We start from the raw sequence: 13,962 nt of genomic DNA, 5'->3' as shown, positions 1-13,962 counted from the left end.
TCGCTTGCGCGCGAGGCTTACTTCAAGCGGAGGCTGCCGAAGAGGCCTTCCTTCTCGTCATTGGGTCCCGCGGTGAAGTACAGGGCGTCGGCGTCGCCGAGCGACTCGCCATTGCCGAACATCAGACCCCACAGGCCGTCGATCTCGACGGGCTTGCCGTCGGCGTCACGCAGGTAGTCGACGAACTTGCCCGAGGCGTCGTCGAGGGCGAGGATGTGGCCCGCGCCGCCGAAGTTGCCGATCAGCAGCTTGCCGGCGAGCGGACCGAAGCCCTGCGGGGCGATGGTGACGGCCCAGGGCGCGTTGAGGCGGCCGTCGGCGTCGAGGGTGCGAACCAGTTTGCCGTTCTTGTCGAACTCGGCGACCTGGCCCTTCTTGGCCTTGTTGCCCGCGTCCTTTTCCTTGTCCTTGTCGAGCTTGTCCTCCTCACCTGCCTTGAGCTGGGTGGGGTCGCCGTCCTTGGGCTGGGTGATGGCGTAGGTGACGAAGACGCGGTCGCCGATGGTGGCGACATTGAAGGGGGCCGGATCGCCGATCTTCAGCTTCTTGCCCTTGGACGCGTCGGCCGGGTCGATGGCGTCACCGGTGGCGAAGGGGTTGGCGAAACCGGTGGTGGGCACCAGCTTCCAGTCCTTGTCGAAGGTGCGGATCTGCGGATCCTTGCCGAAGTCGGCGGCCAGCAGCTTGGTGCCGGAGGGGTCCAGGGCGATGCCCTTGAAGCCCATTCCCTGTGCGCTGCCGTCGAATTCGAGCACGGCCGGGCCGTCGTGGCGCACGATGGCGCCGCCCGCGCCCTGCTCGGTCCAGCCCGAGATCTTGCCCGAGTCGGTGGCGAAGATGAATCGCGCGGAGCCGGTGAGCTTTTCGTCCTTGCCGTCGTAGCTGACCGGCTGGTCCTTCACCGCGAAGATGTCGGAGGTGATGGGGGCCGGGTTGAACACCACGCCGGTGGTCTTGCCCTCGGAGTCGTCGCCGTCGTCGTCCGGGACCGAATCCGCGCCCGGAATCGTGACCAGCTTCAGCGGATCCTGGAACATCTTCTGGTACTTGGCATCCGGCGACTTGGTGACATCGCCGACGTACTGGAACGAGTAGCCGCCCGCGCCGACCCAGAAGTGCCCGCCCGCACCCTTGGGCCGGTCCGCGATGCCCCAGGCGTTGATGAAGCGCTCGTCGGTGAACTGCGCCTTGTCCGACGCCTTGTTGGAGGCGATATTGACCTGGGTGTAGTGATTGCCGTCGAGCGCCTTCACGTCGTCACTGTTCGACTTCGTACTGCCGCATGCCGCCGCCACAACAAGTGCCGCGCCCACAGCCGTGAGCCGCAGCAGGTTCTTGCGCACCGGCGGCATGCCGCTCGAGCGTCCGTTCATCTTCAGGTCCTTCTTCCCACACAACGCCCAGGTGCGGCGTTAGGTGATGCTAACCATAGCTGGAAGGACCGGCAGACTGTTAGGGGACCCTCATTTACACGATCAGAGCGCGACGAAGCCCGCCACCGCGCCGATCACCGCACCGGCCATCGCGCCGACGAAGATCATCGGAACGCAGCCGACCACCAGGCCCGCCAGGCCGATCGCACAACCGGCGACGGCACCGGCGAAGAAGCCGATGACCATACCCGCGGTCGCGCCGACCAGGCCGATGTCCTTCGCGGTGGAGATCGAGGTGACCGGCTCCACCGACGTCGGCCGCATGGTGATGGTGGTGCCGTCCTCGCTGACATCGGCGCTCAGACGCACGATCTTCTCGGTGGTGGCGACCACGGTGGGCAGGCTCTCCACCACGGTGCCGTCCTCGGCGGTCACATCGACCTTGCTGCCATCGGCGGCGACGTCGAAGTGGGCGCCGACCACCTGCGCGGCGATTCCGACGCCATCCGCGGCGGCACCGGTGGTGTAGGTGATGCCCTTTTCGGTGCCGGTCATCGTGGGCCCGCTGAACACCGGCGCCGCGACGGCCGTCTCACCGTGCGCGGTAGCCGACGCCAGACCGGTGGCAGCGATTGCCAGCAACGAGGTGGCAACGAACTTGCGGATCCACATGTATGGAAACACCTTTCAGTAGGCACTGGCAGATCCAGTGCGAGATGACGCTGGGAATTTGAAACACCACGCAGTACGAAACTGCTTCATACATTGGTAACTGATCAGCTACCAGCCCTCGAGAGCGAGCAAGACCTTACAACCACACGACGTATTTCCGGCGGATAGGACACGCCGATTTACTGCGTGGCGAAATTCGCCCGCGCGACTTTCATAGGGGCACAGCCACATTCAAGCCGACATAGTAGACAAACCAGACAAACCACTGAATGTGAAACGCAAGCGAGATCGCTTGAATCGAGAAACCATGAGTTACAGCAACATGATTCGTCGGTCCAATGTCCAGTTGATCCGGACAGGAATTCCACTTCCGTTCGCTACCAATTGATCACATGCCGTCTCGGCCATTGCGGGCCAAACCGGATGGCGACGCACGACGGCCGGATGCGCGGGGCGCATCCGGCCGCTGATCACTCGTTGGTCAGAGCTGGAATTCGGCTCGGACCTGATCCTCGGTGAGGCCGTAGTCGGCCAGGGAGTAGTGGTGGACCGGTTTGCGATCGCCGGATTTGCTCTCCTCATCGAGTGCGGTCATCGCGGCACGCGCCGAATCCGTATATTCCAGACCGAATTTCGCGTAGATCTTCTCGATGGTGGCGAACGGGTCGGCGCGCAGCTCGTCGAACTCGATGTCGAGGAACTGGTCCGGGTTGTAGCGCGCGCGGGCGGCGGTGAACTCGCGCAGGCCGCGCGACCAGAGTTCGAGCTGGGTCGCGCCGATGTTCTCGCCGACGAAGGTGGTCGACCAGCCCTTGGTGGTCAGCTCGGACAGGCTGCACGAGGAGCCGACGATGGTGACCGGGTCGCGGTGGGTCTGAATGATCAGCGCGTCCGGGTAGACCTTCATGAGCGCGTCGAGCGCGAACAGGTGGCTGGGGTTCTTGAGCACCCAGCGGCGTTGATCACCGAGTCCGATCAGCTGGAGGTTCTTGCGGTGTCGCGCATAGGCATCGGTCCAGTCCTGCTTCCGCAGCCACTGCGAGTAGGTCGGCAGGTAGGCCAGGGACTCGTAGGAGATGGACTTGACCGTCTGCCGCATGAGCTGCCAGCACTCTTCCGGCTCGGCGGCCGTCATGTAGTGCACGCCCATGTATTCCGGGTTCTCGATCCGGTGCTGCGCGAAGCCCCGGTCGACGGCCTGGTAGACGGGATTGTCGGCCCAGGTGTCGCGCGGCGGGCGCGGCTGCGGGAAGTCGGCCAGCCACATTTCCAGGGCCTGGTGCTGCGGGTCGGCGGCGAGCAGCCGGTGCAGCGCGGTGGTGCCGGTGCGGGGCAGGCCGGTCACGAAAATCGGTCTGGTGATGGCGGTTTCGGTGTGCTGCGGGTTGGCCTTGAACGAGGCCTCGCTCAGGGCCCGGGCCACCAGCGCGCCGCGCAGGAAGTAGCGGCTCATCTTGGAGCCGAGCTCGGTGAGCCCGGCATCGCGCTGATAGGACTCGAGCAGGACGCCGAGTGCCTCCAGGTAGTCGTCGGCTCCGAAGTCCTCGAGGCCGGTGACCTTGGTGGCGGAGCGGTGCAGATCCTCGATGGTGCCGACGTCGGTACGTCCGGTCATGATGGGTGAAACTCCTTGCTCAGACGTGGTATTCGCCGCAGTTGACGTCGATGGTCTGTCCGGTGATGGCATTGGCCCACGGCGAGGACAGGAACACGATGGTCTGGGCGATCTCGTCGGGCAGCGGCAGCCGCTTCAGGTCGGATTTGGACGCGGTCTGCTGGTAGACCTGTTCCTCGGTGATGCCGTACTTCTTGGCGATCTCACCGAAGTACCACTTGAGCTGGTCGGTCCAGATGTAGCCGGGCAGCACGCTGTTGACGCGAATCCCCTTCTCCCCCAGCTCGGTCGCCAGGGTCTGGGACATGGCCAGCAGGGCCGATTTGGCGATCTTGTAGCTGCCGTAGCGGGGTTCGGAGTGGCGCAGCACCATGGAGTTGACCATGACGACCGAGCCCTTGGTCTCCGCGAGGGCATCGGTGAAGGCCTGGGTCACGCGCAGATTGCCGAGCACGGTGAGGTCGACGGACTCGCGGATCTGCTCGAAGTCGGTGCGCGCCAACGGCTTCATGGATGGGACCTTGAAGGCATTGTTCACCAGGGCGTCGACGCGGCCGAAGGTGGCCAGGGTCCGGGCGGCCAGGTTCTCGACGGTCGCCGGATCGGTGATATCGGTGGGCACGCACAGGGTTTCCGCGCCGCCCTCGGCCGCGATCTCCTCGGCGACCTCCTTCAGCTTGGATTCGGTGCGCGCCGCGAGCACGACCTTGGCACCGGCGGCTGCGGCCTCGAGGGCAATGGAGCGGCCGAGGCCGGGTCCGATGCCGCTGACCACGACCACCTTGTCGGCCAGCAGTCCCGTCTTCAGCCTGCTCATCCGAGCATCCTTTCCGCGAAGGCGCGCTGGCGGTTCGCGATTCGTTCGCGCCACCCGGCCTCGTCGATCCGATTGTGTTCGTAGTGGGGCAGCCGTTCGGCCACTTTGTCGAAGGGCACCAGTTCGATGGTCGGGCCGTCCTCGGGCGTGATGACCCGGCCGACACGCTGCCAGCGGAACTGCAGAATGCCCAGCTTGCGGCCGGTGGTCTCGATCCAGTTGGCAATGCCCGGGTTTCGGGCGGACACCACCATGCGGATCATGCCGTCCGGATCCACCTGCGCCTGCCGGTGATTCAGCGAGGTCTGGTGATTGACGTAGTCGAGGGAGATGTACCAGCGGCTGCCCAGCTGGAAACCCTGGTACGGCGCATCGGATTTCGGGACGGTGATGATGAGCGCCTGATCGTCCTCGAGCTCGAAATGCCCCACCGAGGAGTACTGGGTGCTCAGGCCGCCCGGGGTGAGGCGCGGTTCGGTGAGCGTATTGACCGGCAGGTTCAGGTAGAACCACTTCGGGAAGTTGAACCAGGTGTGCACCCGGGTCAGCAGCATGCGTCCGGCCGCGCGGTAGCGCTTGCGCAGCTGCTCCACCCCGGCCTCGACCGGCGGCGTGCCGATGGTGTCCACGCGTTCGATGCGAATGCTGCCCTTGCGCTCGGCATTCCAGTCGCCGTACACCTCGCGCACGGCCAGCATGGACGCGCCCTCGCCGAGCACGAAGTAGTTGGGCTCCGGGTTGTCCTTGGGCGGGCCGAAGCGCAGCTGGTAGCTGCCGTCCTCGTTGATCTGCAGCCGCCGGTCGTCGAACGCGTCGTCACCGTTGGGGACATCGGTGGCGGTGTAATCGCCCTTGAGGACCTGGAAACTCAGGTCGACGGTGCTGCCGCGCACGCCGGTGAGCAGGTATTCCGCATTCGGTTCGACGGTGGCGTGATAGTAGAGCGTGTCCGGGTTGTCCAGGCCCATCTTGGTGTAGGGCCCGGTGGAGGACACGAAGTACGGGTGCGAGGTGCCGTGCGCCCGCGACAGCTGCAAGACCGCCGCGATGCTGCCCTGCAGGTAGTCGTAGCCCTCCGCGAGGTCGTGCGGGTCACGAATGAAATCCGCTGTGGCAATGAGCTTTTCGGCCTCGGTCACCGCCGCGATGAACGGATCGGTGAGCGCCAGCTCGGCCTGCTCGATGTCTGGTTGTGTCATCGGTTGTCTGCAATCCCTAGTGATTCTCGAATTCGGCGGGCGATCTCGGACGGCGTCCCGTCCGCGGGGGTGATGGTCAGGTCGGCGAACTCCGGCCGCTCGTACGGCGAGCTGACACCGGTGAATTCGGGCAGCTCCCCGGCGCGGGCCTTCTTGTACAGGCCCTTGGGGTCGCGCAGTTCGCATTCCTCGAGCGGGGTGTCGACGAAGACCTCGCGGAAGCGCAAATTCTTGCCGTCGTGCAGTTTTCGCGCTTCCCGCCGCTCGGCGCGGAACGGGCTGATGAGCGAGACGATGGCGACCACGCCCGCGTCGGCGAACAGGGCGGCGACCTCGGAGACGCGGCGGATGTTCTCGCGCCGGTCCTCGTCGGTGAAGCCCAGGTTCTTGTTCAGGCCGTGCCGGAGATTGTCGCCGTCGAGGAGATAGGCGGGCTGCCCGGCGGCGATCAGCTGTCGCTCCAATTCCACCGCGATGGTGGACTTTCCGGAGCCCGACAGTCCGGTCAGCCACACGGTCGCGCCGACGCTGAGCCGCTGTCCGCGTTCCACGGCGGAGCTGTGCCACACCACATTCGAGGCCTTGTGCTCGACTCGCGGTGCGCCGGTGGAGCGTCCGGTGATCATGCCCGCGGCGACGGTCTGGTTGCTGGTCTCGTCGATGAGGATGAAGCTGCCGGTGGCACGGTTCTCCCGGTAGGGGTCGAACAGCAGCGGTTGGCGGCTCTTCAGGCTCACCCGGCCGATGTCGTTGAGCGACAGGGCATCCGCGTCGGTCTGCCGGTGCAGGGTGTTGACGTCGAGGCGGTAGTCCAGTTCGCTCACCTCGACCTTGGAGGTCTGGGTGGCGGTGCGGATGGAGTAGGTGTTCCCGGCCCGCAATTGCGTGTCGTCGGAGAACCAGCACACCATGGCGTCGAGTTCACGATCGGTGTGCGGCTGATTGCCGGGGCGGGCGAGCATATCGCCGCGGCCGATATCGATTTCGTCGTCGAGGGTGAGCGAGACGGCCATGCCGGTGAACGCCTCGTCGACCTTGCCGCCGCCGGGAGCCCAGATCTGGTTGACGCGGCTGATGCGGCCCGAGGGCAGCACCACGACCTCGTCACCCGGCTTGAAGATGCCGCCCGCGACCGTGCCCGCGTAGCTGCGCTGCGTCTGGCCGTGCGGGCGAATCACGTACTGCACCGGCAGCCGGTTGTCGATGAGGTTGCGGTCCGAGGCCACGTGCACCTCCTCGAGGTGGCGCAGCAGCGGCGGGCCCGGGTACCAGTCGGCGGTGTGCGCCGAGGGATCGACCACATTGTCGCCGTGCAGGGCCGAGACCGGAATGAAGCTGAGGTCGCCGACATCGAGCTTGGTGGCGAAATCCGCGAATTCCGAACGGATTTCCTCGAACCGCCGCTCGGACCAGTCGACCAGATCCATCTTGTTCACGCACAGCACCAGGTGGCCCACGCCCAGCAGCGCGGACAGGAAGGCGTGGCGGCGGGTCTGCTCCGAGACGCCCTTGCGCGCGTCGACCAGAATGAGCGCCAGGTCCGCGGTGGACGCACCGGTCACCATGTTCCGGGTGTACTGCACATGCCCCGGGGTGTCGGCGATGATGAATTTCCTACGCGGCGTGGTGAAGTAGCGGTAGGCGACATCGATGGTGATGCCCTGCTCGCGTTCGGCGCGCAGGCCGTCGGTCACCAGCGACAGGTCCGGCCCGTCGCCGCCGCGCGAAAGGCTCGCGCGCTCGATGGCATCCAGCTGGTCGCTGAACAGGCTCTTGGAGTCGAACAGCAGCCGCCCGATGAGGGTCGATTTACCGTCGTCGACGCTGCCCGCGGTGGCGAGCCGTAAGAGGTTGCGGCGCATCAGAAGTAGCCCTCTCGCTTGCGGTCTTCCATGCCGGATTCGGAGATGCGGTCGTCGGCGCGGGTCGCGCCGCGCTCGGTCAGGCGGGTGACGGCGGTTTCCGCGATCACCTCGGCGGCGTCGACGGCGGTGGATTCGACGCAGCCGGTGCAGTCGGCGTCGCCGAGGGTGCGGAAGCGCACCGTGGCCTCGAACCGCTTCTCGTCCGGGCCGAAGGTCAGGAATCGATTGTCCGCCAACAGCATTCCATCGCGCTCGACGACAGTGCGGCGGTGCGCGTAGTACAGCGGAGGCAGTTCCACCTCGGCCTGGCCGATGTATTCCCAGATGTCGAGCTCGGTCCAGTTCGACAGCGGGAACACGCGAATGTGCTCGCCCTTGCGGTGGCGACCGTTGTAGAGGTTCCACACCTCCGGGCGCTGCGCGCGCGGATCCCACGCGCCATATTCGTCGCGGAAGCTGAACACCCGCTCCTTGGCCCGCGCCTTCTCCTCATCGCGGCGCGCGCCGCCGAAGACCGCGTCGAAGCGATGCTCGCCGATGGTGCGCAGCAGGGTGGCCGTCTGCAGTCGGTTGCGGGTCTCGCCGGGACGTTCGGTGACCCGGCCCGCGTCGATATCGTCCTGCACCCTGCCGACCAGCAGCTGAGCGCCCAGCCGCGCGACCGTGCGATCCCGGAAGTCGATGACCTCGTCGAAATTGCGCCCGGTATCGATGTGCAGCAACGGGAACGGCAGCGGCGCGGGCCAGAACGCCCGCCGCGCCAGCTCCAGCATGACCGCCGAGTCCTTGCCCCCGGAGAACAGCAGCACCGGCCGTTCGAAGGTCGCCGCCACCTCCCGAATGATGTGCACCGATTCCGCCTCCAAGGCGTTCAGGTGCGACAGCTCATATCCCGCGCGCATCTCTTCTCAACCCATTCGCCGCGCCGCCGACCCGTCGTCACCCGAAGGCTTGCGGTGTCGAATATTCGACGCTATTGTTCGATAATGTGACACCGACGATAGGTCGGTACCGCGCGACGGTCAATACCCATCCCGCCCGATACGATCGGGCGCGCCCCTCCCGCGCCGCCGGGACCGACCGAGCAGGGAACGAGTTGCCTGAATCCATCACCGCCCCAGTCGCTTCCGAGCCTGGCCCGGCCGCCGAGGATGCTCCGGCCCCCGCCTCGCCGCCGACGCACCGGGTGGTGCAGGCCATCGAACTGCTGTCCCGCCATCCCGGCGAGCGACTCTCGCTGGCGCGCATCGTGCGCGGGACGGGCATGTCGCGGGCCACGGCCCACGCGGTGCTCACACAGCTCACCGCCGACGGCTGGACCGTGCGCGACGCGGACGGAAACTACAGTCTCGGACTGGGTTTGGTGACCATCGCCCGCCGCGCCGACACCGCCTTCCCGCTGCGCAGCCTGGCCCTCGACCCCATGCGCCGCCTCGCCGACGACCACGACGTCCCGGTCTTCCTCGCCGAATTGGAACGCCAGGGGCCTTCCACCGGCGGCTACACCGGTCTGGACTCCATCGTCATCACCGAGATCATCGGCAACCCCTCGGTCCCCTGGATCCGCCACGCCCGCCGCATGCCCTTCGCCCCGCCGGTCTGCCGCGAATTCATCGCCTGGGCACCGGATTCCGATCGCCGCGCCTGGCTCGCGGCCGCCGACCCGCTGCACCGCCCCCGCCTCGAGGCCGTCCTGGACGCCATCAAATCCCGCGGCTACTCCGTCGAACGCCTCGCCGACGATTCCGCCCCCATGCTCGAGGCCCTCGCCGCCCTGCGCCACTCCCCCGTCACCGATCCGCTGCGCCACCGCCTCTCGGCCATGATCGCCGACCTCATCACCATCGACTACCTCCCCGACGAACTCACCGACCACAACGCCGTCGTCTCCCTGGCCGCCCCCCTCTTCGCCCCCGACGGCACCGTCACCGCCTCCCTCGTCGCCTGCCCCGACACCAACCTCTCCGCGGCTCGCCTCGAGTCCCTCGCCACCGCGACCATCGATGCCGCCACCCGCGTGACGAGCGCCCTGCGCGCCTGAACCGTCAGCCGAACAGGGCGTGAGTGACCGTGTACGCGAGCAGGGTCGCGCCCAGTCCGGCGACCAGGCTGGTGACGACGTTGAGCGCGGCGAACAGATACACGCGCTGTTCGACCAGGCGAATGGTTTCGTAGCTGAAGGTGCTGTAGGTGGTGAGCGCTCCACAGAAACCGGTGCCCACCAACATCATCCAGGGAGTGGACAGGGCCGCGCCGGAGATCCCGCCCAGCACCAGGCAGCCGGCGAGGTTGACCGTGAAAGTGCCCCACGGGAAGACGCTGTCGTGACGGGTCTGGACAGCGCGGTCGGTCAGGTAGCGCAGGGGCGCTCCGACCATTGCACCCAGAGCGACGAGCAACACGGTCATGCCACGGCCTTCCGCTCGGTCCGCCGCGTGGCCTCGTACGCCCAGCGGGCCAGCCGCACCGCGACCAGCGTCGCCAGCAGCGCACACAGCAGGGTCACCCCGAAATACACGAAGGCCGTGACGATCGTGTCGGGCCGCAGCAGCGCCCGGGTGTCGTTGGCGTAGGTCGAGAACGTGGTGAAACCGCCGAGAATGCCGACGCCGAGGAACGGCCGGACCAGCGGATGCGCCACCCAGATCTCGGTCACCGCGACCATGAGGATGCCGATGAGGAAGCAGCCGATCACATTGGTGATGAATGTGGCCCACGGGAATCCACCGGCCGGGGTCGGCCACAGTTGCGCGAGCCCGTACCGCGCGAGCGCGCCGATCGCGCCGCCAACCGAGATCACCGCCAAGATCGCTCCGTGTGAGCGCGACAGCTCACGGCGCTGCACGGGATCGTGGACATCGATATCCGGATCGACGGGTTCCCTACCGGGCGTGGTCAGCTCACTGGTCACAGACTTCTCCTACTCCATGCCGCACACGGCGGCTTCCTGGGGTAGGGACTGTTGGTGGCGACGCCACGGTTGTCCGGAACGATCCGGAGCGGCGAGCCCCACCGCCGCAATCTTGTCCAGGGTAGCCGGCCGGTCGCTCCACCGGGCCGATGGTGAAGCGAATCACACCCGGCGCTCGCCATGTTCACGCTGGTCAGAGGCGTGCACGCAACCATGCGACGAGGGCTGACACAGTCTCGGAGTCGAGATGGGTGTCTGCCGAGTTGTAGTTGGTCACCCCTCCGGCCTGCTCGAGTTCAACACGCGGGCGGGGCTCGTATTTGAGAACGTGGTTGGCGTTCTCGGGGAACAGAAATGACACGTTCTCGTGCGCCCCGGCCGCCCGCTCCAGCGCTTGCCCGTCGGCTTGCCAGTCCACCTGCACGTCCTTCTTTCCGATCACCACCAGCACCGGCACCCGTACCCGGCTCAGCGGTTGTGCCGCATCGGCGGTCCACAATTCGCGGGCGAAGGGCAGATTGGCCGGATTCTCCAGGGCCAGCAGCAGATTGCGCACGCCCTCGGGGAGAGCGGGATCGGGAACGATGGGCTCCCCGGCCTCGAATCGCGCGATCGACGCGTCGAACAGTCCCATCAGCTCGTCGCCATTGGGCAGCGCCGCGGCCTGCGCGGCGAGCTGCGCTCGGGCCACGTCACCCACCATCCGCCCGGGCGGCGCGGCCAGGATCAACCCGGCGAACGGCGGCTGGGAATCGCTGAGCGCGTAGTTCAGCACGTGCAGCGTCCCCTCGCTATTGCCCAGCCCGACGATTCGATCGTCCCGGATGTCGTCCTCACCCGCTAGGACGTGCACCGCGCCGATGAGTTCGTCGAGGTGACTCCGCATGCTCATCTGGCCGATCAGCAGCGGAATCGTCTCGCGCACATGGGGCCCCGACGCGCGCTTGTCGTACCGTATCGACGCGATCCCGGCCTCGGCCAGGGCTTCGGCGAGCAGGCGGCCGGAGCCATTGGTCCCCGGCAGCAGCGGTGAATTCCAGTCCCGATCGGTCGGTCCGCTCCCCGCCACGAACGCCACACCCGGAAACGGCCCGGGCCCTTCCGGCTTCACCAGCGTCCCGTACATAGTGGTCGGACCGAGAATCCAGCTGACGTCGCGACTACGCATGTCCGGATCGTATGTGCTCCCCCACCCCGCCGCAGCCAGCCGCGCACGGCCCCACCGAACCGGAGCAGTCCGCAAACGTCGGCGGCCCACACCCTGAGGGTGCGGGTCGCCGAATTCCGTTGTGGGAAGGGATATGTGGGGATCAGCGGTTAGCGAGCTCCGAAAGCTGGAAGGCCAGCTTGTGGCGGAAGGCCGGGATGCGAGCGAGAGTGCTGATCACGAGGTTGCGGATCAGGCGGGCGGGCAGCGGGCGCAGGGTGGCCATGCGGGTGACGCGGTCGGTGAACTTCACCACGCCGAGAGCCACCGGGCGGCGGGTCTTCTCGTACTCGTCCAGGGTCGACTCCGGCGCACCCGCGACCACCGCGGCCAGCAGCTTGCCGAGCATGGCGGCGTCCTGGATGCCGGTGTTCATGCCCTGACCGCCCGCGGGGCTGTGGACATGGGCGGCGTCACCGGCGAGCAGGATGCGCCCGGCCCGGTAGTGGTCGGCGACCCGGTGGTGCACGCGGAAGCGCGAGCTCCAGATGATCTCCTCGACCTTGGTGTGCGCGCCGGGCCGCCGCGCGTCGACCAGTGCCTGCACGTAGCCCAGGTCCTGATGCTCGGGGGCGTCGGCGACGGTGGCGACAATGCGGTAGCGGTCGGGCCGCGGGTCCGGCAGCGGCGCGACCACGGTGACACCCTCGGGCGAGAGGTGCAGCGACACCTCGTCGCGCGGATCCGGCCAGGTCATGCGGACGTCGGCGAGAACGAAGGATTCGGGGTAGGTGGCCCCGGTGAAGCCGATGCCCGCGGCCTCGCGGACCTTGCTGTGCATGCCGTCCGCGCCGATGACCCAGTCCGCGCGAAGGGAATTCGCGCTGCCGGCGGCATCGGTGTACTCGACGGTGACCCCGTCGGCGTCCTGCGCGACCGACCGCACCTCGGTATGCCGGAAGACCTGCGCGCCCGCTTTCTCCAAGCGCGCCAACAGGATTACCTCGGTGGATTCCTGACCGATCATGACGGTGTAGGGGTACCTGGTGGGCAGTCCCGCGAACGAGACCCGGGCCAGTACCCGATCGCCGTCGTGCATGACGAAATTCGGCACCACGATGCCGCGCTCGTGCAGCTGCTCGGTGACGCCGAACTCCTCCAATACCTCGAGGGTGCGGGCGTGCACGACGACCGCGCGGGAGGTGTTCGCGCCCTCGGCCAGCTTGTCGAGCAGCACCACGTGCACACCGGCGTCGGCGAGCGCGATGCCCGCGGTCATTCCGGCGGGACCGGCACCCACGATGACGACCGAGGCGGTGGCGGGGACGGTGTTCATGGCGACTCCTGAAGCTCTGCCAACATTTGTTGGCCAACGTCTGTTGAATTAGACGGTACGACCCGGTCCACGCTATGTCAACACTTGTTGGCCAACAATTGTTGACCAGTTGCTCGACCGGACTTCACGGTAGGCCGCCCGACGCGCGCGACCGCGTGCCGTTCGGTGCCGAAAAACGGACTCGGCGCTCAGCCCTCGGTGGCCGCCGCCAGCGACTGGAAGACGCTCGCGGTCCGGGTGTGCGGGGTCGCGCAGTAGACGATGACCCGCTGATCGGTGTCGGAGATGTGCAGCACTTGGCAGTGAAAGTCCAAGGGGCCCAAGTCGGGATGGCGAATGCGCTTGCGGTGGGTGCGCCGCACCTCCACCTCGTGCGCGCCCCACATGTCGGCGAAACGCGGTGAGGTGCCCAGCAATTCGGTGACCAGCGCCGACAGGGCCGGGTGGCCCGGATAGCGGGCATAGGCGGCCCGTAGATCGGCGATGACGGCGCGGGCGAAATCGCGGGTGTCGGCATCGGCCCATTGCGGATGGTCGGCGGCCTCGCGGAACATCCAGCGCACCATGTTCCGCTCGTGCGACGGCACGGTGTCGAGATCGCCGAGGAAGGGTGCGGCGGCGCGATTCCAGGCCAGCACCTCGTAGGTGGCGTCCACCACGTACGCGGGTGCGGCGAGACTGTCGAGAATGGTCCGAATCTCCTGGGGCACAGTCCGGTTCGGTCCAGCGGTCGCGGGCGGCTGCTCACCGGCCACCCGGTACAGATACTCGCGTTCGTCCACGGTGAGCATGAGGGCTCGGGCGAGCGCGGCCAGCACCTGCCGTGAGGGCTTCGAACCACGCGCCTGTTCCATGCGAATGTAGTAGTCGACCGATATCCCGGCCAACTGCGCGACCTCCTGGCGGCGCAATCCCGGTGCGCGGCGGTTGAGTCCGGCGGGCAGGCCGACATCGCTGGGTGTCAGCCGATTGCGCCGGGCCTTCAGAAAGGCCGCGAGTTCACTCCTGTCAGCCATGGTTCCAGTGT

General features: G+C 67.1%; 13 protein-coding genes. 1 reads left to right on the top strand and 12 read right to left on the bottom strand.

Annotation, left to right across the window (positions count from 1 at the left end; all coding sequences use genetic code 11):
• Window positions 1-17 precede the first annotated feature (17 nt).
• From VMT65_RS35460 to cysD, 7 genes are all read right to left on the bottom strand, one after another.
• The gene (locus VMT65_RS35460) at window positions 18-1,373 is read right to left on the bottom strand and encodes a TIGR03118 family protein (RefSeq protein ID WP_326313062.1); all 1,356 of its coding nucleotides are present in this window, start codon (window positions 1,371-1,373) and stop codon (window positions 18-20) included.
• A 102-nt stretch (window positions 1,374-1,475) separates the two neighbouring features.
• Window positions 1,476-2,045, bottom strand: a complete 570-nt coding sequence (locus VMT65_RS35455) for a hypothetical protein (RefSeq protein ID WP_326313061.1) — start codon at window positions 2,043-2,045, stop codon at window positions 1,476-1,478.
• Window positions 2,046-2,526: 481 nt separating this feature from the next.
• The gene (locus tag VMT65_RS35450; RefSeq protein WP_326313060.1) at window positions 2,527-3,660 is read right to left on the bottom strand and encodes a sulfotransferase family protein; all 1,134 of its coding nucleotides are present in this window, start codon (window positions 3,658-3,660) and stop codon (window positions 2,527-2,529) included.
• Between the two features lie 19 nt (window positions 3,661-3,679).
• Window positions 3,680-4,477 carry an SDR family oxidoreductase gene (locus VMT65_RS35445; RefSeq protein WP_326313059.1) on the bottom strand — a complete coding sequence of 266 codons (798 nt, stop codon included), beginning with the start codon at window positions 4,475-4,477 and terminating at the stop codon, window positions 3,680-3,682.
• Window positions 4,474-5,676: a hypothetical protein gene (locus VMT65_RS35440; protein WP_326313058.1), complete on the bottom strand. Its 1,203-nt coding sequence runs from the start codon at window positions 5,674-5,676 to the stop codon at window positions 4,474-4,476. The genes VMT65_RS35445 and VMT65_RS35440 overlap by 4 nt, the downstream gene beginning before the upstream one ends.
• Window positions 5,673-7,538 carry an adenylyl-sulfate kinase gene (gene cysC / locus VMT65_RS35435; RefSeq protein ID WP_326313057.1) on the bottom strand — a complete coding sequence of 622 codons (1,866 nt, stop codon included), beginning with the start codon at window positions 7,536-7,538 and terminating at the stop codon, window positions 5,673-5,675. Before cysC ends, VMT65_RS35440 begins: the two co-directional genes overlap by 4 nt.
• A complete protein-coding gene (gene cysD, locus VMT65_RS35430; protein ID WP_326313056.1) occupies window positions 7,538-8,443 on the bottom strand; it encodes a sulfate adenylyltransferase subunit CysD in 906 nt (301 codons plus the stop codon). Before cysD ends, cysC begins: the two co-directional genes overlap by 1 nt.
• A gap of 194 nt (window positions 8,444-8,637) precedes the next feature.
• Here cysD and VMT65_RS35425 point away from each other — a divergent pair, with 194 nt between their 5' ends.
• The gene (locus tag VMT65_RS35425) at window positions 8,638-9,582 is read left to right on the top strand and encodes a helix-turn-helix domain-containing protein (RefSeq protein ID WP_326313055.1); all 945 of its coding nucleotides are present in this window, start codon (window positions 8,638-8,640) and stop codon (window positions 9,580-9,582) included.
• Window positions 9,583-9,586: 4 nt separating this feature from the next.
• On the opposite strand, the gene crcB (VMT65_RS35420) is transcribed toward VMT65_RS35425, so the two are convergent.
• The 5 genes from crcB (VMT65_RS35420) to VMT65_RS35400 all read right to left on the bottom strand — a co-directional run bounded on the left by crcB (VMT65_RS35420) (window position 9,587) and on the right by VMT65_RS35400 (window position 13,951).
• Window positions 9,587-9,949, bottom strand: a complete 363-nt coding sequence (gene crcB, locus VMT65_RS35420; protein WP_326313054.1) for a fluoride efflux transporter CrcB — start codon at window positions 9,947-9,949, stop codon at window positions 9,587-9,589.
• On the bottom strand, window positions 9,946-10,452 hold the full coding sequence (gene crcB / locus VMT65_RS35415; protein ID WP_326313053.1) for a fluoride efflux transporter CrcB: 507 nt from the start codon (window positions 10,450-10,452) through the stop codon (window positions 9,946-9,948). The genes crcB (VMT65_RS35420) and crcB (VMT65_RS35415) overlap by 4 nt, the downstream gene beginning before the upstream one ends.
• 193 nt (window positions 10,453-10,645) lie before the next feature.
• A complete protein-coding gene (locus tag VMT65_RS35410; protein ID WP_326313052.1) occupies window positions 10,646-11,620 on the bottom strand; it encodes an alpha/beta hydrolase family protein in 975 nt (324 codons plus the stop codon).
• 142 nt (window positions 11,621-11,762) lie between these two features.
• Window positions 11,763-12,935, bottom strand: a complete 1,173-nt coding sequence (locus tag VMT65_RS35405; RefSeq protein WP_326313051.1) for an FAD-dependent oxidoreductase — start codon at window positions 12,933-12,935, stop codon at window positions 11,763-11,765.
• A 188-nt stretch (window positions 12,936-13,123) separates the two neighbouring features.
• Complete coding sequence (locus tag VMT65_RS35400; RefSeq protein ID WP_326313050.1) at window positions 13,124-13,951, bottom strand: helix-turn-helix transcriptional regulator; 828 nt, start codon at window positions 13,949-13,951, stop codon at window positions 13,124-13,126.
• Between the last annotated feature and the right edge of the window lie 11 nt (window positions 13,952-13,962).

Origin of the sequence: Nocardia sp. CDC153 (assembly GCF_035818515.1) — a bacterium.
Taxonomy (GTDB): domain Bacteria; phylum Actinomycetota; class Actinomycetes; order Mycobacteriales; family Mycobacteriaceae; genus Nocardia.
The sequence above is the reverse complement of the archived record's forward strand: the minus strand, read 5'-3'. Positions and strand labels throughout refer to the sequence as shown.